15 protein-coding genes and 1 pseudogene are annotated in these 26,056 nt (G+C 68.3%); 11 read left to right on the top strand and 5 right to left on the bottom strand.

The window, feature by feature from the left end; genetic code table 11:
• The first annotated feature begins 244 nt into the window (after nucleotides 1-244).
• On the top strand, nucleotides 245-11,353 hold the full coding sequence (locus tag ACKY0W_RS09115; protein ID WP_409437292.1) for an SDR family NAD(P)-dependent oxidoreductase: 11,109 nt from the start codon (nucleotides 245-247) through the stop codon (nucleotides 11,351-11,353).
• Here the strand turns inward: ACKY0W_RS09115 and ACKY0W_RS09120 are convergent.
• Both ACKY0W_RS09120 and ACKY0W_RS09125 read right to left on the bottom strand, forming a co-directional pair.
• Nucleotides 11,273-11,914 carry a GAP family protein gene (locus tag ACKY0W_RS09120; protein WP_409437293.1) on the bottom strand — a complete coding sequence of 214 codons (642 nt, stop codon included), beginning with the start codon at nucleotides 11,912-11,914 and terminating at the stop codon, nucleotides 11,273-11,275. The genes ACKY0W_RS09115 and ACKY0W_RS09120 overlap by 81 nt on opposite strands.
• A 3-nt stretch (nucleotides 11,915-11,917) precedes the next feature.
• Entirely contained in the window at nucleotides 11,918-13,225 is a 1,308-nt protein-coding gene (locus ACKY0W_RS09125) for an MFS transporter (RefSeq protein ID WP_409437294.1), read from the bottom strand.
• Between the two features lie 177 nt (nucleotides 13,226-13,402).
• On the opposite strand from ACKY0W_RS09125, the gene ACKY0W_RS09130 reads away from it, so the two are divergent.
• Complete coding sequence (locus ACKY0W_RS09130; RefSeq protein WP_409437295.1) at nucleotides 13,403-14,545, top strand: glycosyltransferase family 4 protein; 1,143 nt, start codon at nucleotides 13,403-13,405, stop codon at nucleotides 14,543-14,545.
• A 30-nt stretch (nucleotides 14,546-14,575) separates the two neighbouring features.
• Here ACKY0W_RS09130 and ACKY0W_RS09135 read toward each other — a convergent pair whose 3' ends face one another.
• Nucleotides 14,576-16,378, bottom strand: coding sequence for an AMP-dependent synthetase/ligase (locus ACKY0W_RS09135; RefSeq protein WP_409437296.1), 1,803 nt, complete (start codon nucleotides 16,376-16,378; stop codon nucleotides 14,576-14,578).
• 156 nt (nucleotides 16,379-16,534) lie between these two features.
• Between ACKY0W_RS09135 and ACKY0W_RS09140 the strand changes: the two genes are divergently transcribed.
• The 5 genes from ACKY0W_RS09140 (at nucleotide 16,535) to ACKY0W_RS09160 (ending at nucleotide 19,972) form a co-directional block, all read left to right on the top strand.
• Entirely contained in the window at nucleotides 16,535-16,930 is a 396-nt protein-coding gene (locus ACKY0W_RS09140) for a polyketide cyclase / dehydrase and lipid transport (RefSeq protein WP_406758361.1), read from the top strand.
• An 81-nt stretch (nucleotides 16,931-17,011) separates the two neighbouring features.
• Nucleotides 17,012-17,449, top strand: a complete 438-nt coding sequence (locus tag ACKY0W_RS09145) for an SRPBCC family protein (protein ID WP_409437297.1) — start codon at nucleotides 17,012-17,014, stop codon at nucleotides 17,447-17,449.
• A gap of 26 nt (nucleotides 17,450-17,475) precedes the next feature.
• Nucleotides 17,476-18,735, top strand: coding sequence for an ArsA family ATPase (locus ACKY0W_RS09150; RefSeq protein ID WP_406781880.1), 1,260 nt, complete (start codon nucleotides 17,476-17,478; stop codon nucleotides 18,733-18,735).
• Entirely contained in the window at nucleotides 18,732-19,127 is a 396-nt protein-coding gene (locus tag ACKY0W_RS09155; RefSeq protein WP_409437298.1) for a hypothetical protein, read from the top strand. The genes ACKY0W_RS09150 and ACKY0W_RS09155 overlap by 4 nt, the downstream gene beginning before the upstream one ends.
• A gap of 110 nt (nucleotides 19,128-19,237) precedes the next feature.
• Nucleotides 19,238-19,972, top strand: coding sequence for a lysophospholipid acyltransferase family protein (locus tag ACKY0W_RS09160; protein WP_409437299.1), 735 nt, complete (start codon nucleotides 19,238-19,240; stop codon nucleotides 19,970-19,972).
• Here ACKY0W_RS09160 and ACKY0W_RS09165 read toward each other — a convergent pair.
• The gene (locus tag ACKY0W_RS09165) at nucleotides 19,933-21,228 is read right to left on the bottom strand and encodes a glycosyltransferase 87 family protein (protein WP_409437300.1); all 1,296 of its coding nucleotides are present in this window, start codon (nucleotides 21,226-21,228) and stop codon (nucleotides 19,933-19,935) included. The genes ACKY0W_RS09160 and ACKY0W_RS09165 overlap by 40 nt on opposite strands.
• A 93-nt stretch (nucleotides 21,229-21,321) precedes the next feature.
• Here ACKY0W_RS09165 and ACKY0W_RS09170 point away from each other — a divergent pair.
• From ACKY0W_RS09170 to ACKY0W_RS09180, 3 genes and pseudogenes are all read left to right on the top strand, one after another.
• Nucleotides 21,322-22,155: pseudogene (locus ACKY0W_RS09170) on the top strand (hypothetical protein); the annotation flags it as partial.
• A gap of 188 nt (nucleotides 22,156-22,343) precedes the next feature.
• Nucleotides 22,344-22,850: a polyadenylate-specific 3'-exoribonuclease AS gene (locus ACKY0W_RS09175; RefSeq protein WP_409437301.1), complete on the top strand. Its 507-nt coding sequence runs from the start codon at nucleotides 22,344-22,346 to the stop codon at nucleotides 22,848-22,850.
• Nucleotides 22,851-22,922: 72 nt separating this feature from the next.
• The gene (locus tag ACKY0W_RS09180; protein ID WP_409437302.1) at nucleotides 22,923-24,308 is read left to right on the top strand and encodes a class II 3-deoxy-7-phosphoheptulonate synthase; all 1,386 of its coding nucleotides are present in this window, start codon (nucleotides 22,923-22,925) and stop codon (nucleotides 24,306-24,308) included.
• A gap of 76 nt (nucleotides 24,309-24,384) precedes the next feature.
• On the opposite strand, the gene ACKY0W_RS09185 is transcribed toward ACKY0W_RS09180, so the two are convergent.
• Nucleotides 24,385-25,584 (bottom strand): protein kinase domain-containing protein, encoded by a 1,200-nt coding sequence (locus ACKY0W_RS09185; RefSeq protein WP_409437303.1) that lies wholly within the window; start codon nucleotides 25,582-25,584, stop codon nucleotides 24,385-24,387.
• Between the two features lie 52 nt (nucleotides 25,585-25,636).
• On the opposite strand from ACKY0W_RS09185, the gene ACKY0W_RS09190 reads away from it, so the two are divergent.
• A complete protein-coding gene (locus ACKY0W_RS09190; protein ID WP_406758369.1) occupies nucleotides 25,637-26,041 on the top strand; it encodes an Rv2175c family DNA-binding protein in 405 nt (134 codons plus the stop codon).
• Nucleotides 26,042-26,056 lie beyond the last annotated feature (15 nt).

Genomic DNA, 26,056 nt, shown 5'->3' on the forward strand with positions numbered 1-26,056 from the left:
CCCGGCCATGCTGCGGCGAGGCCAGGATAACGCGCCGGGCTGATCTCCGATACGTCTCGGGTGAACGGCTCCGCCGCGGATCGTGGGCAGCGGTCACTCCCACCTGGGGGAAGTCCGCCGAGTTTGCCAGGGATCCGCTCACAGCTCTTGCACTACCGGTCGATGGCGGGGGAGTCTGGGTGGGCAATTCGGACCGGCCGCGGGGGGAACGAATCGTGGCCGACGAGGCAGGGGAAGGCGGCGTATGGCATCGGTCGGGGAGTGGAAAGGGTCACCACCAGGGTTCGCGATAGTCGGCTACGCGGCCCGTTTTCCGGGTGCGGCGGGCGCAGATGAGTTCTGGCAGGTGTTGCGCCAAGGGCGTGACGCGGTGTCGGAGGTGCCCGCCGACCGTTGGGACGCGGACGAGTTCTTCGACGCGGAGCCCGGTGCACCGGGCAAGGTGGTGACCCGGCGGGCGGGTTTCGTCGATGACGTGACGGGATTCGACGCCCCGTTCTTCGGTATCTCGACACGTGAGGCCAGGTTGCTCGACCCGCAGCATCGGCTGTTGCTGGAGACGGCATGGCGGGCGGTGGAGCATTCGGGCACTGCGCCAACGGCTTTGGCGAACAGCAACACCGGCGTGTTCGTCGGTCTGGCGACCCATGATTACCTCGGTATGGCATCCGCGGAGCTCGCCTACCCGGAGATCGAGGCGTACATGGCGATCGGGACGTCCAATGCCGCCGCGGCTGGACGGATCAGCTATCGGCTGGGATTGCAGGGCCCGTCTGTCGCCGTCGACACAGCGTGCAGCTCGTCACTGGTGGCGATCCACCAGGCGTGCCAGGCGCTGCGCCTGGGCGAATGCGACCTGGCGCTGGCCGGCGGCGCGAATGTTCTGCTGACCCCGGCGACCATGGTCACGTTCTCGCATGCGCACATGCTCGCCCCCGACGGCCGGTGCAAGACATTCGACGCGGCCGCGGACGGCTATGTGCGCGGTGAGGGCTGCGGTGTCATCGTCATCAAGCGTCTGGCGGACGCCCTCTCCGACGGAGACCGGATTCGGGCGGTGATCCGGGGCAGCGCGATCAACCAGGATGGCGCGTCGGGCGGCCTGACGGTGCCGAACGGCGTTGCTCAGCAACGGGTTATCGCCGATGCATTGCACCGCGCCGGTATCGCGCCCGCCGATGTCGGTTACCTGGAGGCGCACGGGACCGGGACATCTCTGGGTGACCCGATCGAGGCGCAGGCCGCCGGCGCAGTGCTCGGTGAGGGCCGCGATCCGAACCGGCCGCTCTTGATGGGATCGGCGAAGACCAACATCGGACACCTCGAGGCGGCCGCGGGAATCGCGGGTGTCATCAAGGTCATCCTGTCGCTTGAGAACGAATTGCTGCCCCAGCACCTGCATTTCCACAATCCGTCGCCGCACATCCCCTGGGAGCGGCTCGCCGTGCAGGTCGTTGGACAGGCCACCGCCTGGGAACGCAACGGGCAACCCCGCATCGCTGGAGTCAGCTCGTTCGGGTTCGCCGGGACCAACGCCCACGTCATCATCGAAGAGGCTCCAGCGCCACCCGAGGAACCGGCGGCGACACCGAGCCCGCGCGACACCAAGCGCACGTTGCGCATTCTTCCGCTGTCCGCCCGCACGCCCACCGCACTGGTCAAGCTCGCGCAGGACTACCGCAACTGGCTCAGCGCGCATCCGCAGGCCGCTCTGGCGGACGTGTGCTTCACCGCCGGGGTGGGGCGCGCACACTTCGAGCACCGGGCCGCGCTGGTCGTCGACTCGACGGAGTCCGCCACCGAGCTGCTCGGTGCGCTCGCAGACGACCGCCCGGCCCCAGGCCTGGTGCGCGGAATCTCCGGCGACACCCCGAAGACGGCATGGCTGTTCACCGGTCAGGGCAGCCAGTACCCGGGCATGGCGCGCGAGTTGTTCGACACCGAGCCGGTGTTCGCCGAGACCCTGAACCACTGTGCGGACGTGTTGTCTGACATTCTCGAAAAGCCGTTACTGGACGTCATTTTCGACGTGGACGGTCTGTATGGCGAAGAAACCCTGCGGCAGACCAGCTACGCTCAGCCGGCCCTGTTCGCGGTCGAGATGGGCTTGGCGCGGCTCTGGCAGTCGTGGGGGTTCGAGCCTGATGTGGTTGCAGGCCACAGTGTCGGCCAGTACTCGGCGGCCTGCGTCGCAGGTGTCCTGAGCCTCGAGGACGGGGCGCGGCTGATGGCCGAGCGCGGCCGGCTGTTCGGGAGTCTGCCGGCGGGCGGCCGGATGGTGGCGGTGTTCACCGCGGCCGAGCGTGTCGAGCACCTGACCAACGAGTTCCCGACTCTGTCCATCGCCGCCTACAACGGCGCCAACACCGTGTTGTCCGGGCCTGCTGGGGATCTCGAGCGGGCGGTGGCCCAGCTGATCGCCGACGGCGTCCGGTGCGACTGGCTGGAGACCAGTCACGCGTTCCACTCGGCATTGCTGGATCCGATCCTCGACGAATTCGAGGCATATGCCGATCGGTGCGACTACCGTCCTCCCCAACGGATTCTGATCTGCAACCGCACCGGCTCGGCGGTTGGGCGCAGCGTGCGGCTCGACGGCAACTACTGGCGGCGCCACGCGCGGCAGCCGGTGGAATTCGCCAAGACCGTACGAACCCTCGCCGATCTCGGCTGCAAAGTGCTGCTCGAGATCGGCCCGCAGCCGGTGCTCACCGCCGCGGCGCTGCGGGCATGGCCCGACCCGGCCACCGTGCCGCGGGCGATCGCATCATTGCGCCGCAACGCCGCCGACCAGCGACAGATCACCGAAGCCCTCGCCGAGGCCTACGCGGTTGGCCACGTGCCCGACTTCGGTGCTGTTCGAGCGTCGCACGCGCGCAAGGTCGACCTACCGACCTATCCGTTCGAACACCGCGAGTACTGGTTCCGAGACCAGCGGGAGCGGCCCAGCCAGCAACAGCACCTCGCCGCCAGCACCGAAGCCGTCCGCCTCCTCGAGGACGGCCGGATTCACGAGCTCGCGGAATTGCTCGGCGATTCGGGTGACGACCAACAGACGTACAAGGTGCTGACAAAGCTTGCCGCGCAACATAACCAGCAGCGCAAGACCCGGTCGATCTCGGATACGCGCTACGAGATCCAGTGGCAGGCACATCCGACGCCGGCGTCGGGCGCCGACGAATCCGACGGATCCACCTGGTTTGTCATCGGCGATGACCCCGCTGCGCTTGAGCCCTTGGCCGCAGCGCTGACGACGCGTGGGTATCGGTATCAGGTGGTCGGGTTGCCGGGATCTGACGGCGACCAGGAAGAACTCGCCGCGATGCTGCGCGCCGCGGCGGCCGACCAACCGGAACTGCGGATCTTGCATGTCGCTGCCCTGGACTCCGCTGCGTCGGGGCCGCGCTCGCTGGCGCGCATGCAGCACCGGGTGCTCGGGGGCACCCGGAGGCTTGTGGGTGCGGCGATCTCAGCCGAACTGCGCTGCCCCATCTGGGTGGTTACCCGTGACGGCCAGCGAGTCACGGACGCCGACGTCGTGGCGCCCGAGCAGAGCTGCCTCTGGGGTTTCTGGCGGGCTGCCTCCCTGGAAACTCCGCAACTGTGGGGCGGGCTGGCGGACCTGAGTTCGACCGGCCCCGACCAGTGGTCGAGCTTGATCGACCAGATCGTGGCGCCGGCCGACCCCGGTAGCCGAGAAGACCAGATCGCACTGCGTGACGACACCGCCTATGTGCCCCGGTTGATTCGGCGCGCGGTCGAGCCCAACCCGGCACCGCTGACATTGCGCGATGACGCGACGTATCTGGTGACCGGTGGGCTGGGTTCGATCGGGCTGGAGACCGCGGCATTCCTGGCGGCGCACGGTGCCCGGCAGCTGGTGCTGACCGGTCGACACGCGCCCGGCGAGGCCGCCCGACAACGCATCGATGTGGTACGCGAACAGTACGGCTGCGCAGTGCGGGCGATCACGGCCGACGTCGCCGACGCACACGACGTCGCGAGCCTGTTGGCAACCGTGCAGGGCGAACTGCCCCCGTTGGCCGGCATCGTCCACGCCGCAGGAGAGATCGCCACCAGCCCGCTCAGCGCGCTGGACGCCGACTCCCATCAAGCCGAACTCGATCGTGTCTTCGCCGGAAAGGTGTGGGGGGCATGGCAGCTGAGTGAAGCAACGGCGGATCTTGTGCTGGACTTCTTCGTCTGCACCTCCTCGATCGCCTCGGTCTGGGGCGGATTCGGTCAGAGCGCCTACGGCGCGGCCAACGCCTTCTTGGACGGGCTGGCCTGGCGGTTGCGTGAGCGGGGCATGCGGGGGATCAGCGTCAACTTCGGGCCGTGGTCGGTGGGCATGGCCGACGAGGAGTCGCGCGCCCGGCTGAGCAAGCGTGGTATCGCGACACTGTCCCCGGCCGACGCGCTGGCCGGGATGGCCGATGTGATCGCGGCGTCGGTCGGGCGGGGGCCGGCGCCGGGTCCCGCACAGGGCGTCGTAGCGCGGGTCGACTGGGCGAAGTTCCTGCCGCTCTATCAGCAGTCCGGCCGGCGCCCGTTCCTGGCGGAACTCGAACGCGAGGTCCCCAGCCACCTGACGGGGGCGGCGCCGTCGGCGGCTCGCTCCGGGAAGACCGAACTGGTCGAGCGGCTGACAACCGCCCCGGTGCAGCAGCGCAGAAAGCTTCTGTCGGACTACCTTCGCGGTGCGGTAGCCGAGGTGACGCGGGTCGACCCGGCCGAGATCCGCGAGGACGCAGGATTCTTTGACCTCGGCATGGACTCGCTGATGGCCGTCGAATTGCGGCAGCGCATCGAACAGGGGGTCGGCAGCGAGATACCGGCCACCCTGGCCATGGACTACCCGCGGCTCTCCGACGTGGTGGACTACCTGCTCGGCGAGGTCCTCGAGCTCAGCGAACAGTCCTCGGCCAACGCACGTACCCAGCCGGTCTCGGTACAGTCGACGGCCACCGACGAGCCGATCGCGATCCTCGCGGTGTCGTGCCGGTTCCCCGGCGCACCCGATCCGGAAGCATTCTGGGAGTTGTTGTCCGAAGGCGTCGATGCGATCCGAGAGGTACCGGAAGACCGGTTCGACATCGACGAGTTCTACGACCCCGATCCCGAAGCCCCGGGCAAGATCTACAGTCGCTTCGGCGGATTCATCGACGGGATAGACGAGTTCGATCCGGAGTTCTTCGGCATCTCCCCACGCGAGGCGGTATGGATCGAGCCGCAACAACGGCTGATGCTCGAAACCGTCTGGGAGGGTTTCGAACGGGCCGGCTATGCACCGGCAACGTTGCGCGGCAGCCGAACCGGTGTCTTCACCGGTGTGGCCGCCAATGAGTATGCGCACCTGCTGTCCGCGGAGCCGGTCGACAAGATAGAGCCCTACTTCATCACCGGCAACGCGCTCAACGCCATCTCCGGCCGGGTGGCCTTCGCGCTCGGGCTGGAGGGCCCGGCCGTGGCGCTCGACACTGCCTGCAGTTCGTCGTTGGTGGCCGTTCACCAGGCTTGCCTGGCGTTGCGCTCCGGGGACTGCGATCTGGCGGTGGCCGGCGGCGTGAACGTATTGCTCAGCCCGGTCACCGTCATCGCCGCCTCGCGCGCCAGGATGCTTTCCCCGGTCGGGCGATGCAAGACGTTCGATGCCTCCGCCGACGGATATGTGCGCAGTGAGGGCTGCGGGGTTCTGGTGCTCAAGCGCCTCAGTGATGCGGTGCGCGACGGCGACCGGGTTGCCGCGGTCATCCCGAGTAGCGCGACCAACCAGGACGGCGCCTCCAGTGGCCTGACGGTTCCCAACGGGGGTGCGCAGCAGCGACTGATCGGCACCGCACTGGCCCGCGCCGGGCTGATCGGTGGCGATGTCGACTATCTCGAGGCGCACGGAACGGGCACCCCGCTGGGTGATCCGATCGAGGTACAGGCAGCGGGAGCCGTTTACGGCGCAGGTCGGGATGCGGATCGGCCACTGTTGATGGGTTCGGTGAAGACCAACATCGGTCACCTCGAATCAGCTTCAGGGGCAGCCGGTCTGATCAAGGTCGTGCTGTCGTTGCAGCACGGCGTGCTGCCGGCCAGCCTGCACTTCGACAAGCCTTCGCCGCATATCCCGTGGGACTCGTTGCCGATTCGGGTCGTGGACAAGCCGGTGCCGTGGCAGACCAATGGCAGACCTCGACGCGCGGGCGTGAGCTCGTTCGGATTCACCGGTACCAACGCGCACGTGCTGATCGAGGAGGCGCCGTCCCCGCCGGATCACTCCGGCGACCGATCCGCGGTGGCGCCGACACCGGAGGACTCCGGGGAGTCGGTCAACGTGCTGGCGCTGTCGGCGCGGTCACCCGAGGCCCTGGTGGCGCTGGTGCAACGGTATCGGGCCTGGTTGGACACCCACCCAGATGTCGACATCGCCCATGTCTGCCGTACGGCCGGAATCGGGCGCTCGCATTTCGAGCATCGAGCAGCACTGGTCGTGGATTCGGTTCGCAGTGCCGCTGACGGCCTGACCGACTTGGCCGAGAATCGCCTGCGTCCCGGCGTGCTGCGCGGCGAGTGCGGCGACCGGCCCACGACGGCGTGGCTGTTCACCGGCCAGGGCAGCCAGCATCCGGGAATGGCCCGCGAACTGTTCGATGCCGAGCCGGTTTTCGCCGACACCGTGACACGGTGTGCCGATGCGGTCGCAGGGATGCTGCCGCGTCCATTGCTCGACGTGCTGTTCGCGACCAACCGAGGCACGGCGGAGTTGTTGCAGCACACGTCGTTTGCTCAACCGGCACTTTTCGCGGTCGAGATGGGACTGGCCCGGCTATGGAAGTCGTGGGGCATCGAGCCCGATGTGGTGCTGGGGCACAGTGTGGGCCAGTACGCGGCGGCGTGTGTGGCCGGCGTCTTCAGTCTTGAGGACGGAGCACGGCTGATGGCCGAGCGGGGCAGGCTGTTCGGCAGCCTGCCGGAAGGCGGACGGATGGTCGCGGTGTTCGCCGACGCCAACCCCATCGAAGTCGTTGTCAACGAGTTTCCGCGAGTGTCGATTGCGGCCTACAACGGGCCCAATACCGTGCTCTCGGGTCCGGGAGCGGACCTGGAGAAGATCGTCGCGGCGTTCGGGGAGGACGGAATCCGCTGCAGCTGGCTGCATACCAGCCACGCCTTCCACTCGGAGCTGTTGGACCCGGTGCTCGGTGAATTCGAAGCGTATGCGCAGCAGTTGCAGTTCGCTGTGCCGACGTTGCCGTTGGTCTGCAACCGCACCGGGTCGGTGCTCATGGCCGAAACGCCGCTGGACGCACCGTATTGGCGTCGGCATTCCCGCCAGCCGGTCCAGTTCGCCGAAAGCGTGCGGACCGTGGCGGCACTGGGATGTTCGGTGCTGATGGAGATCGGGCCGCAACCGGTGCTGACCGGCAACGCGGTGCAGGTCTGGCCGGACCACCTGGCTGCTCCACGTGCGATCGTGTCGTTGCGCAAGGGCGTCGGCGACCGGCGTCAGATTGCCGAAGCGCTGGCCGCGGCCTATGTCAGTGGCCATCGGCCGAACTTCGACGCGTTGGCGCACCGGCCCTCGTACCGGATGGAGCTGCCCACTTATCCGTTCCAGCGCCGGCGTTTTTGGCCCCGGTCGTCGGGCGTCACGGTCGACGGCCCCGTTGTTTCGGGAATTCTCGGCAGCACCAAGGACCTGGCATCCGGTGACTCGGTGTACACCAGCAGGCTGTCGGTCAAGTCGCAGCCTTGGCTGGCCGACCACGTGATCTATGGCACCGTCGTCGTCCCGGGCGCGACGTATGCGGCGATGGCCCTGGCGGCGGTCGGCCCGCCGGCCCGGGTGCAAGAAGTGTTCTTCTACGAGCCGATCATTCTGGCGGAGAAGAGTTCTCGGGAAGTCCAACTGACCCTGCATCCGCGTGACGAGGGGTCGGAGAACGGGGAGTCCTGGAGCTTCCAGGTGCACAGCCGTCCTTACGGTGTCCGGGACGCCGAATGGGCATTGAACGCCGACGGCGTGGTGCTCTCCGGTATCGCCGGCAGCGAAGCTGAACCCGAATCCGATCCGGCGGATCCGATCGATGTGGCCATCGAACGCCTCGAACGCATGCGGCCGCAGGAACTGTTCGAGACCTTCGCGGACATGGAGCTGGCGTGGGGACCCAGCTGGTCGGGTTGCCTGAAATCGCTGTGGCTCGGCGAGGGCGAGGCGATCGGCGATATCACCGTCGGCGCCGAACTCGCCGAACACCTGGGCGCAGAACCCATGCATCCGGTGCTGCTCGACCTGTGCACCGGGGTGGCGTTCCCGGCATTTCCGGCGCTGCTGGCGGCCGAGCAGGGGGTGCACGACCTTTTCCTGCCGCTGCGGTACGGCCAGGTGATGTTGGCCGAGAAGATGCCGCGGCGGTTCTATTGCCGCGCCCGATGGCACGTCAGCGCTCTCGACAGTGAAACCCAGGTCTTCGATCTGGACTTCGTGGACCGAGACAACCGCCACCTCGGCGGGATCCGGGAGTTCACGGTCAAACGCGCGCCCCGCGAGGCGTTGTTGCGCGGGCTCGGCGGCGACAGCACTCGGCTGCTGTACAGCCTCGGCTGGCACGAGGTGCCGGCGCCGCCGCCGGCCGAGGAGACCGCGACGGCCGGCGGCACCTGGTTGATCGCCGGATTCGACGAGTTGGCGGCCCACCTTCCGGGCTGCATCTCCTGGGACCGCAACACCGACCCGGAGCCCATGGGGCAGTTCGTGATGCAGGCGCACCAGCGCGGGTTGTCGTTCGCCGGAATCGTCTGGCGTGCCGGCGGACCGACGGCAGATGAGTCCGGCGGCCAGGCTGCTGCGCGGCTACAGCGCGAGATCGACGATTTGCTCGGCGCCGTGCACGCGCTGCAGGGCGAGGGAGCGGTCAAGCTGCCCGGCGGCCTGTGGCTCGTCACCGAGCGAGCGGTGGCCACCGAATCCGGCGAGCCGGTGGATCCGGTGCAGGCGGCGTTGTGGGGACTCGGGCGCACCATCGTCAACGAGGAGCCGGCCCTGCACTGCAGGCTGCTCGATCACGACGGATCCGCGGAGGCCGTCGTTGCCTTGGCGGGTCTGCTCGCGACACCGATGGCCGAATCGGAAATTGCGCTGCGGCAAGGAAAGTACTTGGCGCCCCGGCTTCTGCAGTGGTCACGTAGCGGCCATCTCGCGGTACCGCGCGGCACCGACTATGCGCTGGCTCCGACCGAGCGTGGCGCGATCGACAACCTGCGGCTGACCGAGGTCGAGGTGGCGCCGCCCGACGCCGGCTATGTACAGGTCCGGGTGCAGGCCGCCGGCTTGAACTTCCGGGATGTGCTCAACGTGTTGGGCCTGTACCCGGGCGATCCGGGGCCGGTCGGTGGCGACTTCGCCGGCGTCGTCACCGCACTTGGCGACGGGGTGACCGGACTCGATGTCGGCCAACGTGTCTACGGCTCCATGCAGGGCGCTTTCGCCAGCCGGTTCGCTGTACCGGCCCAGTTCGTGGCACCGATCCCGGACGGGGTGAGCGCGGTGCAGGCCGCGACGATTCCGGCCGCGGCGCTCACGGTTCGGCTTTCGTTCGACTGGGCGAAGCTGAATCCCGGCGACAAGGTGCTCATCCATGCCGCCAGTGGTGGTGTCGGGCTGGCCGCTATCCAAATGGCCCAGCAGCATGGTGCGCAGGTGTACGCGACGGCGAGCACCTTCAAGCGGGAGACGCTGCGCAGGCTCGGCGTGAAGTATGTCTATGACTCGCGGACAACTGATTTCGCCGATCAGATCCTTGCCGATACCGACGGTGCCGGCGTGGATGTGGTGCTCAACAGCCTGACCAACGAAGGCTTCATCGAGGCGACCCTGCGGGCGACGGCACAGGGCGGGCGTTTCGCGGAGATCGCCAAGCGAGACATCTGGACTCCGGAACAGATGGCCGAGGCTCGCCCCGACATCGCCTACGAGATCGTCGCGTTGGACACCGTGATGTTCACCGAACCCGACCGCATCCGCACCCTGCTCGGTGAGGTGTCCGACGGCTTGGCCAAGGGTGAATGGACGCCGCTGCCCGCCGAGATCTACCCGCTGACCGAAGCCAGGACGGCGTTCCGTCGCATGCAGCAGGCGCGGCACATCGGCAAGATCGTGGTGCAGATGCCCGAGCCGCTACAGCCGCGCGGTGACCGGACGTATCTGATCACCGGTGGCCTCGGCGCGATCGGCCTGCACTTGGCGGCGTATCTGGCTCAACTCGGCGCCGGCGACATCGTGCTGAGCAGTCGGCGTACACCCGATGCCGACGCGCAGCGGGCGATCGAGGAGATCACCGACCGCTACAAGTGCCGTGTTCACACCGTTGCGGCCGATGTCGGCGACGAATCCGAGGTGGCAGGGCTGCTGGAGCGAATCCGCACCGAGTTGCCTCCGCTGGCCGGCGTCGCGCATCTGGCGGGTGTGCTCGACGACGCGCTGCTGTCCCAGCAGAGTCGGGAAAGCTTCCAGACGGTATTGGCGCCTAAGGCGTTCGGCGCCTGGTACTTGGACCGCCTGACGCGAGACGACGCCCTGGACTTCTTCATCGTGTCCTCGTCGGTGTCCAGCTTGCTCGGATCGCCGGGGCAGGCCAACTATTCGACCGCCAATGCGTTCCTCGACGGGCTGGTTGCGCAGCGCCAGGCTCGGGGCCTGCCGGCGACCGGGGTCAACTTCGGGCCCTGGGGGCAGGGCGGGATGGCCTCGTCGGAGGCAGCACGCGCCAATATCGGTGCGCAAGGGCTGGTTCCACTGGAACCCTCGGCCGCTCTTGGTGCGCTCGCCGCCGTCGTCGCCAGCGGATGCGCTCAGGCGACCGTCCTCAAGGCGAACTGGCAGCGTGCGGCGAAGCTGTTGGGCAGTTCCCGTCCACCGATTCTGGATCTGGTGCTGCCCAGCGCTGCGGGGGATACCGCCGGCGACGCCGAATTGCTGCGGCAACTGCAGGAGATTCCCGTGGCGCAGCGGGCCGATTTCATCACCGAGTTCCTGCAGCGCGAAGTTCAGGGGTTTCTGCGCCTGGCGCAGCCGCCGGCCGCGACCAGTCGGTTCCTGGACCTGGGCACGGACTCCCTGATGGCGGTCGAACTGCGCAACCGATTGCACAGCCAGTTCGGGGGCGCGTTCACCATCAACGCGACGGCGGTCTTCGACTATCCGACGATCGGGGGCCTCGGTGAGTACCTGGCCGCCCAGCTGCCGGACGCCGAATCGCCGGCAGGCCAACCGCCGACACCGTCAGCGACTGAGGATGCCGGCGGCCAGCAGCAGGCTGCCGACGACGGCGAGCAGGGTGGCGACCTCGACGCGGCGACGTGACCGAATCCAGTCGTTGATCCTGGTGATCGCCGCCTGTGTCTGCTGGGGCGCGAATACATATGCCAGCAGAGGGATCTCGATCAGCGCGAACGCCACGACGTGGAACATCAGCAACGCCCCGACCTGCGCGGTGACCGCGGCGCCGGAGGCCAGGATGACGGCGAGTGCGGCGAGGTAGTCCACCGAGGGCAACGCGATCCCCAAGCCGGCCGCCGCCGCAATCCACGGCGAGCTGCTGCGCAACAGGCGCTGGGTCGGCATCGTCGGCGTGGCGCGGCGCGACCACCTGTCCTTGGTGGCCACCGCGGCGGCGGCCACCAGCGCCAGCGCCCCGATCAGGATCTGAACATGGGGCAAGGTGACATAGGTCGAACCGAGCAGCCGGCGTCGTAGGACGAACAAGACGAGCAGCCCCACGATCATCCCCATCGCGAAGCCGCCGATCAGGAACGCGGTCAGTTGCAGCATTGGTCGCGGCCGGTTCAGCATCAACACCGTCATACCGATCCGGAACGGTTCGAGGCTCACGGCAAACGCCATCACCAGCACCGTGAGCCACATGGACTAGGACGCCTCGCGTGGTGTCCGAACGGCGACCATGGCGATCAGGCCGGCCACCAGGACCACGCACAGTCCACCCATGCCGGCCCGGTCGGTGCCGAACAGATCGACAAATGTGAAGAACATCCACGGCGCCAGGAATGACGCGGCGCGTCCGGCGGTGGTGTAGAGGCCGAAGGCCACCCCCTCCTTGCCCGGTGCGGACATGCGCAGCATCAGCGCCCTGGCGGACGCCAGAATCGGACCGACGAAGAGGCAGAGCAACAGCCCGCAGATCCAGAACGCCACCGGCCCGGAGGCGGTCAGCAGGGTCAACCCGACCGCGACCATGGCGGCCAGCGAGCCGATGATGACGGGCTTGGGACCGGCGCGGTCGGCGAGCCGGCCGCCCGCCACCGCGCCCACCGCGGCGACGATGCTGACGCAGACGCCGAAGATCAGCACGTCGGCCTGCGATACGCCGTACACGCTGACGCCGAGCACCGCGCCGAACGCGAAGATCCCGGTGAGCCCATCGCGAAACACCGCGCTGGCCAGCAGGTAGTAGATGACGTTGTGGTCGCGACGCCACTCGGCCTTGATCTCCTGCCACAGCGTGCGGTAGGCGCCCAGGAGCCCGGCCACCGGTGCCGGCTCGGTGGCCGGCGGGGTGCGCACCAGAAAGAGCAGGGGGCAGGCGAACACGATCAGCCAACCGGCGGCCACCAGCATCGCCACCCGGATGTACTGGCCGTGGTCGACGGCGAGACCGAACAGGCCCCGGGTCTCACCATCGCCGGCGATGAAACCGACATAGAGGACCAGCAGCAACAGCACGCTGCCGAAAAAGCCTGAGGCCGAGCCGATTCCGGAGATCCTGCCGGAATTCTGCGGTGTCGACAGTTGGCCCAGCACAGCGTTGTAGGGCACCGTTGCCAGGTCGCTGCAGACCGCGGCGCAGGCCAGCAGGGCCAGCCCCGGACCCAGGTACCGATAGTCGTCATCGATGAGGCTCATCATCGCGGTCAGCACCACCACCAGACCGGTGAACAGCGCGAGCGCGGCGCGGCGACGTTGCGGGGCGTTGACCCAGACCCCGATCGCGGGAGCCAACAGCGCGACGAACAGCCCCGCGAACGTCAGCGCCTTGCCCAGCCAGCTTGCCGGTGTGGTGGCGCCGGGCAGCCCCGCGCCGACCTGTCCGGTCAGGTACACGGAGAAGACGAAGGTGCCCACGACTGCATTGACGCCTGTCGCGCCGCAGTCCCACAGCGCCCAGGCCGCCACCTGCGATCGCGGGGTGGTTCGCGTATCGGCCACGCGGCTGGTCACGGCCGTCCTCCCTCTGTCACCGGCGCAGAATTCGGAGCCCGTCGCCGCCGGCCGTTAGCCTAGATGGCGCGAATCCACATCGGGTCACGGGCGCATCGTCACCGCGCTGTGCCTGATGGCGCGATTTCTCTTCGGGCCGCGGGCGGCCCGCATCGTCACCGCGCTAGCATCCCACGGGTGAGCCGGGTCCTGCTGGTAACCAATGATTTTCCGCCGCGTCCCGGCGGCATCCAGTGCTACCTGGAAGAGCTGGTGCGCCGCATCGCCGGTAGTGGGCGCCACGACGTGACGGTGTATGCGCCCCAGTGGAAGGGTGCGGACGCCTTCGACGAGGCTGCGAAATCGGCCGGCTACCAGGTGGTGCGCCATCCCGGCACGCTGATGGTGCCGGGGCCGGGTGTCGACTCCCGGATGCGCCGGCTCATCGCCGAGCACGGGGCACAGACCGTCTGGTTCGGTGCGGCTGCCCCGCTGGCGCTGGAGGCGCAGCGGGCGCGCTCCGCCGGTGCCACCCGGGTGGTGGCCAGCACGCACGGCCACGAGGTGGGCTGGTCGATGCTGCCCGGGGCCCGCTCGGTGCTGCGCCGGATCGGCGACTCCTGCGACACTGTCACGTTCGTCAGCCACTACACCCGTGGCCGGTTCGCCTCGGCGTTCGGCCCCAACGCGGCGCTGGAGCACCTGCCGCCCGGAGTGGACACCGACCGGTTCCGTCCCGACTCGGGTGCCCGCGCCGAACTACGGGCCCGGCATGGCCTGGGGGAGCGTCCCACCGTGGTGTGCGTATCGCGACTGGTGCCCCGCAAGGGTCAGGACATGCTGATCCGGGCGTTGCCGGCGATTCGGCAACGCGTGGATGGGGCCGCGCTGGTGATCGTCGGCGGCGGGCCGTACGCCGAGAAGCTGCACAAGCTGGCTGGCGAGTGCGGGGTTGCGGATGCGGTGACCTTCACCGGCGGTGTACCAGCCGCCGAACTGCCGGCCTACTACCTGCTCGGCGATGTGTTCGCGATGCCGTGCCGCACCCGCGGTGCCGGGCTTGACGTGGAGGGCTTGGGCATCGTGTTCCTGGAAGCGTCGGCGGCCGGGGTCCCGGTGGTGGCCGGCGACTCGGGCGGCGCACCCGAAACCGTCCTGCACAACCAGACCGGGCTGGTGGTCGACGGCCGGGCCGTGGAGCAGATCGGTGACGCCGTCGCCGGATTGCTCGCCGACCCCGACCGGGCCGCCGCGATGGGTGCTGCCGGGCGCGAATGGGCGACCGGGCACTGGCGCTGGGACACACTGGCCGGACGCATGGCCGACCTGCTGCAAGCCTGAACCGCGGGGTTGCGGCGGACCCAGCGTCGGTCAGCCCTTGGCGTAGATCGCCTCGATCGCGTCGGCGAACTTTTCCGCGACCACATTGCGCTTGACCTTCATGGTGGGGGTCAGCTCGCCGGTGGCCTCGGTGAAGTCGACCGGCAGGATCTGGAACTTGCGGATCGACTCGGCGTGCGAGACCGACAGATTGGCCTGCTTGACCGCCGCGTCCACCTCGGCGATCAGATCCGGGTCGGTCGCCAGGTCCGCCGGGGTCGCGGTGCTGGCCTTGCCGTTGCGCTGCTTCCAGCCCTCGATGGCCTCGGGGTCGATGGTGATCAGGGCACCGATGAACGGCTTGGCGTCGCCGACGACCATCGCCTGGCTGATCAGCGGGTGCGAGCGCAGCTGGTCCTCGAGCACCGCGGGGGCGACGTTCTTGCCGCCGGCGGTGACGATGATCTCCTTCTTGCGGCCGGTGATCTTCAGGTAGCCATCGGCGTCGATGGCGGCCAGGTCACCGGTCCGGAACCAACCGTCGGTGAACGCGTCGGCGGTGGCCTGCTCGTTGCGCCAGTAGCCGTTGAACACCACGCCGCCGCGGACCAGCAGCTCACCGTCCTCGGCGATGCGCATGCTGTTGCCGGGCACCAGCTTTCCGACGGTTCCGACCTTCATGCCGCCGACCGGGTTGACGGTGATGGCGGCGGTGGTCTCGGTCAGCCCGTAGCCCTCGTAGATGGACAGGCCGACGCCGCGGTAGAAGTGGCCCAGCCGTTCGCCCAGCGGCGCCCCGCCGGAGACCGAGGCGCGGCAGTTGCCGCCCAGCGCGGTGCGCAGCTTGTGGTAGACCAGCTTGTCGAACAGGGCGTGCTTGGCGCGCAGCAACAGGCCTGGTCCACCGTGATCGGTGGCCTCACTCCAGTCCACCGCGGTCTGGGCCGCCATCTCGAAGATGCGGCCCTTGCCGTCGTTGGCGGCGTTCTGGGCGGCGGTGTTGTACACCTTCTCGAACACCCGCGGCACCGACACCACCACGGTCGGCTTGAACACCGAGAACATCGGCACCAGGTTCTTGATGTCGCTGGTGAATCCGACGGTGACCTTGTTGGCGAAGCCGGCGATGCTCAGGGCCCGAGCCAACACGTGGGCCAGCGGCAGGAAGACCAGCAGGCGCTGGCCGGACACCATCAGGGTCGGCAGCGCGGCCTGGGTGCCACGCACCTCGTGGATGAGGTTGGAGTGGGTGAGCTCGCAGCCCTTGGGACGTCCGGTGGTACCCGAGGTGTAGATCAGCGTCGCCGGGTCGGTGGCCCGCAGCGCATCGAGGCGCGAGGTGAGTTGGGCCGGGTCCTGACCGGCGCCGGCCTCGGCGAGTTCGTCGAGGGCCGGGGTGTCCGAGCCGTCGATGGTCAGCACCCGCCGCAGCGCGGGCAGGTCGCCTGCGAGCTCGTTGACGATCTGGGCGTGGGCGTCGGTTTCGGCGACCGCCACCACCGCGCTGGAGTCCTGCATCACCCAGCGGACCTGCTCGGCCGAGGACGTTTCGTAGATCGGTACGGTGACCGCGCCGATGGACAAGATCGCGTAGTCCAGGATGGCCCACTCGTAGCGCGTCGCCGAGAAGATGACCACCCGGTCGCCGGCCGCCACGCCCTGGCTGATCAGACCCAGCGCGGCCGAACGGATCTGCGCGGCGGCTTCGGCACAGGTGACATCGGTCCAGGCCCCGTCGACCAGTCGCTGGTAGATGACGAAGTCGGGGTTGTTGCGCTCGTGCTCGAAGACGACCGCAGCGACGTTGTCGTGCTCCTCGACGGTGAACGACGCGGGAACACTGAACTCACGCATTGCCATGACCTCTCTTGCCAGCCTGCAGTAATTTCGCCCAGCCTAGTCGGCGCCCTGGCGCGGGTGTGACGGTGTTCACTGCCCAGGCCGCCGGCGGGCCCCCGCGCACCCCGGGGCGTTCCATCCGCGCACAGGGGCATATGTGAAGCTGGGGCCATGAACAGTATCCAGGTTGCCGACGAGACGTTCGTCGCCGCATCCGGTGAGCAGGTGGGCGCGGCTGTCGCCGATCGCTCGAGTTGGCAGCGGTGGTGGCCCGACCTGCAGCTCCAGGTGGTCGAGGATCGTGCCGACAAGGGCATCCGGTGGACCGTGAGCGGGCCGCTGACCGGCACCATGGAGATCTGGTTGGAGCCGATGCTCGATGGTGTGCTGCTGCACTACTTTCTGCACGCCGAACCTGCCGGTGTGACCGGCCGGCAGCTGGCCCGGCTGAACTTGGCGAAGCTGAACCACCGCCGCCGGGTGGCCGGCAAGCGGATGGCCTTTGAGATCAAGGACCGCCTGGAGCGTTCGCGACCGGTGGGGGTCTCGCCCGTCGCTGTCAGTTGACCCCGCCAGGGCGGGGCTGGCGAGGTACCGTCTCTGCCGAGGGCCTCCAGGCAGGCGCGAGCGAGTTAGGGAAGTAAGTACGTGGCGGATAAGACAGCTCAGACGATCTACATCGCGGCGGATCCGGACACGGTGATGAAGGTGATCGCCGACATCGGCGCTTACCCCGACTGGGTCTCGGAGTACACCGAGGCCGAGGTGCTCGAAACCGATTCCGACGGTTATCCGAAGGTAGCCCGCATAGTGCTGGATGCCGCCGTGCTCAAGGACACCATGGTGTTGGACTATGACTGGTCGGCCGACCGTCGCTCGGTGCGTTGGTCGCTGGCATCGAGTTCTCTGCTGAAGGCCCTCGACGGCGAATATCGTTTGATGGCCAAGGGATCCGGGACCGAGGTCCTTTACGAATTGTCGGTGGATCTGATGATTCCGATGATCGGCCTGCTCAAGCGCAAGGCGGAGCGACGGCTGACCGACACCGCGCTGAAGGACCTGAAGAAGCGAGCAGAGGCTGAGTGAGGCCGCCTGAGCCAGCGACGCCGGCCGTGGCTGCGATCAGTCTGTTCCTCGGCAAGGGCGGCGTAGGCAAGTCCACGTGTGCGGCGGCGACCGCTGTCTCGCTGGCATGTGCTGGAGACCGGGTGCTGCTGATCTCCACCGACCAGGCCCATTCGGTCGGGGACGTGCTCGGAATGCCGGTGCCGCCCAGTGGCGGCCGGGACCCCATCCCGGTGGCAGTCGATGACGCCGGTGCGGGGGGCGGCCGTCTGGACGTGCTGGCGCTGGACACGCTGGCCCTGCTTGAGCGGCATTGGGCCGGCGTGGTCGACGTGCTGGCCTTGCGGTTCCCGGAGTCGGATCTGAGCAGCGTTGCCCCCGAAGAGCTTTCGGCGCTTCCCGGGGTCCAGGAGGTACTGGGCCTGCACGAAGTCGGCGAACTCGCAGACAGTGGGCAATGGGACCGGGTCGTCGTCGACTGTGCGTCCACCGCCGATGCGATGCGGATGCTCACCCTGCCCGCCACCGTGGCGCTCTATGCCGAGCGGTCCTGGCCGCGGCACCGCCGGCTCAGCGGAACCGAGGATCCCCGATCGACCGCGCTGGTCGAGTTGATCGAGCGGATCAGCGGCGCCGCCGAGCGGCTTGCCGAGCGACTGACCGATGAGACCACCGTTGCCGCGCACCTGGTGCTGACCGCCGAGCGGGTGGTGGCCGCCGAAGCCGTCCGGACCCTGGGGGCGTTGTCGCTGACGGGTGTTCGGGTGGCAGAGCTGATCGTCAATCAGATTTTGTTGCAGGACGATTCATACGTCTACACCAACCTGCCGGCCCACCCGGCGTTCGACTGGTACGCCGAGCGGATCGGTGAGCAGAGCACCGTCCTCGAAGAGGTCGACCGCGCCATCGGTGATGTGGCGATGGTGCTGGTCCCGCATCTGGCGGGCGAGCCGATCGGCCCCAAAGCGCTGGGCGACCTGCTCGCGAACAGCCGCCGCCGCGGCGGGTCGGCGCCACCGGGTCCGGTGCGGCCGGTGGTCGACCGCGAGTCTGGTTCCGGGCTGGGGGCGGTGTATCGACTGCGGCTAGAGTTACCCCAGGTCGATTCCGGTGCGCTGAGCCTGGGGCGATCCGGAGATGATCTGATCATCGGTGCAGGTGGAACCAGACGCCGGGTTCGGTTGGCGTCGGTCCTGCGGCGGTGCACGGTCGTGGACGCAACGCTGCGTGGCAGCGTACTGACGGTCCGTTTCCGGCCGAATCCGGATGTGTGGCCGGTGACTGGCGATGAGGAGGTGCGACGTTGAACGCTGGCGCGCACCCCGATCTGGGTGAACTCGGGCCCGAGCTGCGCAAGCTCGCCCAGGCGATTCTGGATCGGCTCGACCCGGCGGTGTGTGCCGCGGCGCTGCTGGCGGCCGCCGGCGATGGCCCGGGCAAATGCCAACAGGTGTGGTGCCCGGTGTGCGCGCTGGCGGCGCTCGTGACCGGGGAAGAACATCCGCTGCTCACCCTGGTCGCCGAGCACAGCGTCGCGCTGTATGAGGTGATCCGTGCCGTGGTCGGGGAGACCGATGCGACCGGCGGGGGGCCACGCCCGCCCGACCCGGGCTCGCCCGGGGGAGACGGTGGTGGCGGCCAACCGCCGGCCCGGCCCAGCTATGAGCACATTCCGGTGACCGTCGAAACCGAAAGCTGAGGAATTCCACGGAATTCGCGATGTGACGAATCACCGTGTGGCCCTAGCCACGCCCGGTCGGTAAAGTTGGCGCGAACACGGCCGCCGCGCGGGGGCAGGAGGGAGGGGCCATGTGGTACTGGCTGGTCAAGTACGTATTCTTCGGGCCTCTGCTGGCCCTGATCGGGCGGCCGAAGGTCGAGGGTCTGGAGAACATCCCTGACGACGGTGCGGCCATCCTGGCCAGCAATCACCTGGCCGTCATGGACAGTTTCTACCTGCCGCTGGTGGTGCGTCGGCGGATCACCTTCCTGGCCAAGTCGGAGTACTTCACCGGCACCGGACTCAAGGGCTGGCTCACTCGCTCGTTCTACACCGCCGTCGGGCAGGTTCCCATCGACCGCAACGATTCTGACGCCGCGCAGGCCGCGCTGACCACAGCGCAGCGGATCCTGTCGCAGGGCAAGCTGCTCGGTATCTACCCCGAAGGCACTCGCTCGCCCGACGGCCGGCTGTACAAGGGCAAGACCGGATTGGCTCGGCTCGCGCTGCACACCGGCGTCCCGGTGATCCCGGTCGTCATGGTCGGTACCAACGTGGTCAACCCGCCGGGCACCAAGATGCTGCGGTTCGGCCGGGTCACGGTCCGTTTCGGCGAGCCGATGGACTTCTCCCGCTTCGACGGGATGGCCGACAACCGCTTCATCGAGCGTGCCGTCACCGACGAGGTGATCTACGAATTGATGCGGCTGTCGGGTCAGGAATATGTCGACATCTACGCGGCCAGTGTCAAAAACGGTGTCCCGCAACAGGACGGGGCCACGGGTCAGCCGGTCGCCCGGTTTCCGGAGACCGCGGCGGGCTGATCCGGATTCGTCCGGGGGCCGGGCCGCAGCGTGGCGCCGGCCGTGACGATCACCGCCAGCGCCCACCACACGTAGGACGTACCGGCCAATTGGCGCCACCACGCCGCGCCGGACTCGTGATGTTCGGGCAGCAACTCGATCGGACTGCGCATCATCAGCGCCACCCCGGCCACACTGAGCACGCCCAGCGCGACAGCACGATGCCGGTAGGCCACCACCACCGTCACCACCACGGCGGGCAGCATCCACACCCAGTGGTGCGACCAGGACACCGGCGACACCACCAACCCGAACAGCGCCACGCAGACCAGCGCCAGGATGGGCTCGCCGGCGGCGAGCACACGGCGGGCGGCCCACCACATCGTCGCGAGCACCAACACGCAACCCGCCAGCCACAACACCGAGCGCAGGTGGTCGTTCAGCGGCAGCCTGGCCAGCGCGCCGGCCAGGTTCTGGTTGGTGTTCAGGCTCGCCCCGCCGATGCGGTCGGTATCGCTGACGGTGTGCGTCCAGTACTGCCAGGAGTCGCTCCAGGCCATTGCGAAGCCCACCAGGGTCGCCGCCAGGAACGATGCCGCGGTGGTGATAGCGGCGCGCCGGTCGCGGCGCAAGAGGAAGTAGAGCAGGAACACGGCCGGGGTCAGCTTCAGGGCCACCGCGACACCCAGCAGTGTGCCGCGGGGCCAATAGGTTCGGCGCGGTACGCAGTCGGCGATCACCAGCGTCATCAGCACCGCGTTGACCTGGCCGAAGTCGAAGTTGGCCCAGATCGGTTCGGCATCCAGCCAGATCGACGCCGCCACGATCGCCACGGCCACCACCGCGCGGTGCCACCAGGCCGGTCCGCAGTCGGGGCGCGCGTCGAAGCGGACCCTCAGACCGGTGAGCACGATGGTGATCGACACCACCAGCAGCAGTGTCGAAAGGACGGTCAGCGCGGCGGTGGCGGTACCCAGCGACACCCAGGTGAGGGGGGCGAACATCACCGCGGCTATCGGGGGATAGGTGAACGGCAGCACCGTCCCGTCGATCTGGGTTTGGAACCAGTCCTCGCCGTAGAGCGGCCGGCCTTCACGCCAGGCCTGTGCCGCCATCCGGTAGACGTCGACGTCGATGTGGTACGGCGTGCTGCCCAGCGCCCGCCACGTCGTGTAGCCCAGGGCTGCAATCGCCAGCAGCGTGAAGATCCACCAAACGGCCCTACCGCTGATGCCCCCGTGCCGACGGCCCGGGTCGGGCGGCCGCGATGTAGTCATGTCGCAGCACAGCCTATCGGGTAGCGACGCTAAACCGAGCGACAGCTGTGGCGATCCCGGCGTGGTGTGCCGCGAGGGCGTACGTTGCATTAGGTGCTGGAATGGTTCCGCGACGACATCGTCGGCCGGGGCAGACTGCCGTTGCTGAGCTGCCTGCTGGCCTTCCTGGTGACGTTTCTGGTGACCCGCTCCGTGGTGCGCTACATCCGCAGCCAGGCCGGAAACTCCGGTCCGCCACGGTGGTGGCAGCCCCGCAATCTGCACTTCGGCACCAAGCACATTCACCATGTGGTCTTCGGGGTGGTGTTGGTGATGGTCGCCGGGGTGACCCTGGTGGCCGCCGGGCCGAACGCGCACGAGCCGGCATTCAGCCTGGCTGCGATAGCGTTCGGGATCGGAGCGGCGCTGGTGCTCGACGAGTACGCGTTGATCCTGCACTTGTCCGACGTGTACTGGGAGGAGGACGGCCGTGCCTCGGTGGACGCCGTGTTCGCCGCCACCGCGGTCACCGGACTCCTGGTGCTGGGCTTTCATCCTCTGACGTTTGTGCTGTCTACGTGGCACGACACCTCCTCGCTGTTGATCCACGCTGGTGTGATCGCCAGCCTGGTGATGGCGTTGCCGTTGGGCGTGATGGTGTTGTTGAAAGGCAAGGTGTGGACCGGGTTGATCGGGATGTTCTTCTTTCCACTGCTGGTGGTGGGCGCGGTGCGGCTGTCCCGGCCGCACGCCCCGTGGGCGCGCTGGCGCTACCTGCCTGATCGTGCGCGCATGCACCGCGCGCTGGAGCGGGAGCGGCGGCTGCGCCGGCCGGTGATTGCGGCCAAGCTCTGGTTGCAGGACGCGGTCGCGGGCCGGCCCCAGGTACCCGATGAGCGGGCCGTCGACGCCGAGCTCGACCGTGAGGTGCGGGCCGCGTCGGCCCCGACGGTGCAGTTCATGGTTCCCCGGCAACAGGTCCCCATCGGCAGGCCCCCGGCCAGGCCTCCGGTCAGGCCGGCGCCCGCCGCGAGTTCGCCTGGCCGCTCGGGCCCCAACCGGGCGGTTTCGGAGGCGTCGGCCCCGACCATGCCGGTCGCGACTCCGCGGATCCACCGGCCGGGCGGTCCGTGGCGGTGAGGTACTTCTACGACACCGAGTTCATCGAGGACGGCCGCACCATCGAGCTGATCTCGATCGGCGTGGTTGCCGAGGACGGACGCGAATACTATGCGGTCTCCACCGAGTTCGACCCGGACCGGGCGGGGCCGTGGGTCCGCACCCACGTGCTGCCGAAGCTGCCGTCGCCGGCTTCGCAGACATGGCGCTCGCGCAGCCGGATCCGCGCGGATCTGGAGGAATTCTTCGGAGTCGAGCGAGGCGAACCGATCGAGTTGTGGGCCTGGGTGGGGGCCTACGACCACGTGGTGCTCTGCCAGTTATGGGGCACCATGCCTGATCTGCCGGCGCCGATCCCGCGGTTCACTCACGAGCTTCGGCAATTGTGGGAAGACCGGGACCGGCCGCGGCTGCCACCGCGATCGGCGGGCAGTCACGATGCGCTGGTGGACGCCCGTGACCAGCTACGCCGCTTCCAGGTGATCACGGCCGATGACGATGCGGGCCGCGCAGCGGACCGTTGAGGAGTAAGGCCATCAGTACCGCCGGCGAACTGGCCTGATCAGCAAGGGTCGGCGCCCGGCTACCATGGTCGGGTGAACTGGACCGTTGACGTACCCATCGACCAGCTGCCGGCGTTGCCGCCGCTGCCCGCCGAGCTGCGCGAGCGCCTCGACGCCGCGCTGGCCCGGCCGGCCGTCCAGCAACCGAGCTGGCCCGCTGACCAGGCCAAGGCGATGCGCACCGTGCTGGAGAGCGTCCCGCCGATCACGGTGGCGTCCGAGATCGAGCGCCTCAAGGCGCAGCTGGCCCAGGTCGCCCGCGGGGAGGCTTTCCTGCTACAGGGCGGCGACTGCGCGGAGACCTTTACCGACAACACTGAGCCGCACATCAGGGGCAACATCCGCACCCTGCTGCAGATGGCCGTGGTGCTGACCTACGGCGCCAGCATGCCGGTGGTCAAGATGGCCCGTATCGCCGGTCAGTACGCCAAGCCGCGGTCGGCCGATATCGACTCGCTGGGGCTGAAGTCCTACCGCGGCGACATGGTCAACGGCCTGGCCCCGGATGCCGAGGCACGCGAGCACGACCCGTCTCGGCTGGTGCGGGCCTACGCCAACGCCAGCGCGGCGATGAACCTGGTGCGGGCGCTGACGTCGTCGGGCCTGGCATCGCTGGAGCTGGTGCACGACTGGAACCGGGAATTCGTCCGCACCTCGCCGGCGGGTGCCCGCTATGAGGCGCTGGCCGGTGAGATCGACCGCGGCCTTAAGTTCATGAGCGCGTGCGGGGTCGCCGACCGGGAGTTGCAGACCGCCGAGATCTACGCCAGCCACGAGGCACTGGTGCTCGACTACGAGCGCGCCATGTTGCGGATGTCCGACGTCGCGGGCACACCGCAGCTCTACGACCTGTCGGCGCACTACGTGTGGATCGGGGAGCGGACCCGCCAGCTCGATCACGCGCACATCGCGCTCGCCGAGGTGATCGCCAACCCGATCGGGGTCAAGCTCGGCCCGACCACCACGCCGGACCAAGCCGTCGAATACGTGGAACGCCTTGACCCGCACCATGTTCCGGGGCGTCTGACGCTGATCAGCCGGATGGGCAACAGTAAGGTGCGCGACCTGCTGCCGGGAATCATCGAGAAGGTGCAGGCCACCGGCCACCAGGTGATCTGGCAGTGCGACCCGATGCACGGCAACACACACGAGGCCTCCACTGGTCACAAGACCCGGCACTTCGATCGGATCGTCGACGAGGTGCAGGGGTTCTTCGAGGTGCATCACGCGCTGGGCACCCACCCCGGCGGCATTCACCTGGAGTTCACCGGCGAAGACGTCACGGAGTGTCTCGGTGGCGCCCAGGATATTTCGGATGCGGACCTGGGTGGCCGCTACGAGACGGCGTGCGACCCGCGGCTCAACACCCAGCAGTCGCTGGAGTTGTCCTTCCTGGTCGCGGAGATGCTGCGCGGCTAACCCCGCCGAGCGTGCACAGTTGTCCAGCTCCACCTGGGGTTTCGCCGGACAACTGTGCACGCTCGCGAAGAGATGATTACAGCAGCGCGCTGACGTTGTTGCCCAGCGTCCACGCCAACGCGGCGACCAAAGTGGTGGCCGCGAACACCACCGCCAACCAGATGACCACCATCCGGCGCGCGTGCTGGCGCTCCAACACGAACCGGCTCAGTTCGACGCCGCCGAATTGTCCTGTCACCAGCTGGTACTGGGTGTCGGTGTCGTCCACCCAATCCGCCGGCCCGCGGGTCATGTGCAGTGTCTGATGTTGCGGTGTCTGGTGTGGTGGCGACGCCGGTCGTTCCGGGGCGCGAGGGGGCGGGGCCGTGTTGTGCTGGGCGGAGTTGCGGGGGGCCGGCACCCGGAACGGCGGCAGCGCCAGCCGCTCGCTGATCTCATCGACCGCGCGCGCCATCTCCAGCCCATCGGCATAGCGCTCCGCCGGTTCGCGGGAGGTCGCCCGGGAAACCAGGTCGTCGAATTCCCCTGGGACGCCGTCGATGGCGAAACTCGGTAGGGGAACATCGTGATCGAGCCGCTGGTAGGCCACCGTCAACGCCGAGTCACCGGAGAACGGCGTGTGTCCCGTCAAGAGCTCATAGGTGAGCACGCCGACCCCGTACACATCGCTGGCGGGTCCGGCGTTTCCGTCGCGGACCTGCTCCGGGGACAGGTAGGCCGCGGTGCCCAAAATCACGTTGGTGGAGGTGATTCCAGCCGCCGCGATGGCGCGTACCAGCCCGAAGTCGACCACCTTCACGTCGCCTTCGTCGGAGATCAGGATGTTCTCCGGTTTGACGTCACGGTGCACTAACCCGGCCCGATGCGCGATCCCCAGGGCGCCCAGCACCGGCCGCAAGACCGCGGCGACCGCATGTGGCGGCATCGGGCCACGTTCGTTGAGCAGTTCGCGCAGCGTCCCGCCCTCGACGAGTTCCATCACCAGAAACGGCTGCCCGGGGTCGTGCGGGGTGCCGAAACCCTGGTCGTACACCGCCACCAGCCCCGGGTCCTTGAGCCGGGCGACCGCCCGAGCCTCGAGCTGGAATCGGGTCAGGAACTGCTGGTCACCGGCGTAGCGCAGATCCATCACCTTGACCGCGACCGGCCGGTCGAGGCGCTCGTCCAGGCCGCGGTACACCGTGGAGGTGCCCCCGGTGGCGATCCGGGTTCCCACCCGGTACCGGCCGTCGAGCAGCGCGCCCTCCAGTGCGTCGCCGCCCCACGCTCCAGTCACTTGGTCATGGTATGTGTGCAAACGGCCGGTCCGGCGGCTTTAAACTTGTGTCGTGAGCAGCATTCCGGCCTCCGAAGACGTGCTTGAACCCGACGAACCCACTTTCGACCTGCCCCGGGTCGCCGAGATGCTGGCGGTGCCCGTCACCAAGGTGCATCAGTACCTGCGGGACAATCACCTGATCGCAGTGCGCCGCGCGGGGGCATTGAGGGTGCCGCGGAACTTCTTCACCGAAGACGGGGACATCGTCAAGAGCCTGCCCGGGCTGCTGGCGGTGCTGCACGATGGTGGCTATCAACAGACCGACATCGTGCGGTGGCTGTTCACCCCGGATTCGTCGCTGTCGTTGACCCGCGACGGTGCGCGGGAGTCGATCGACAACGCCCGCCCGATCGATGCGCTGCACGCACACCAGGCCCGTGAGGTGATGCGCCGGGCGCAAGCCATGGCGTACTGAGTTCAAGCGGCGTTT

Source organism: Mycobacterium sp. SMC-14, assembly GCF_046250075.1.
In the GTDB taxonomy this organism is placed as follows: domain Bacteria; phylum Actinomycetota; class Actinomycetes; order Mycobacteriales; family Mycobacteriaceae; genus Mycobacterium.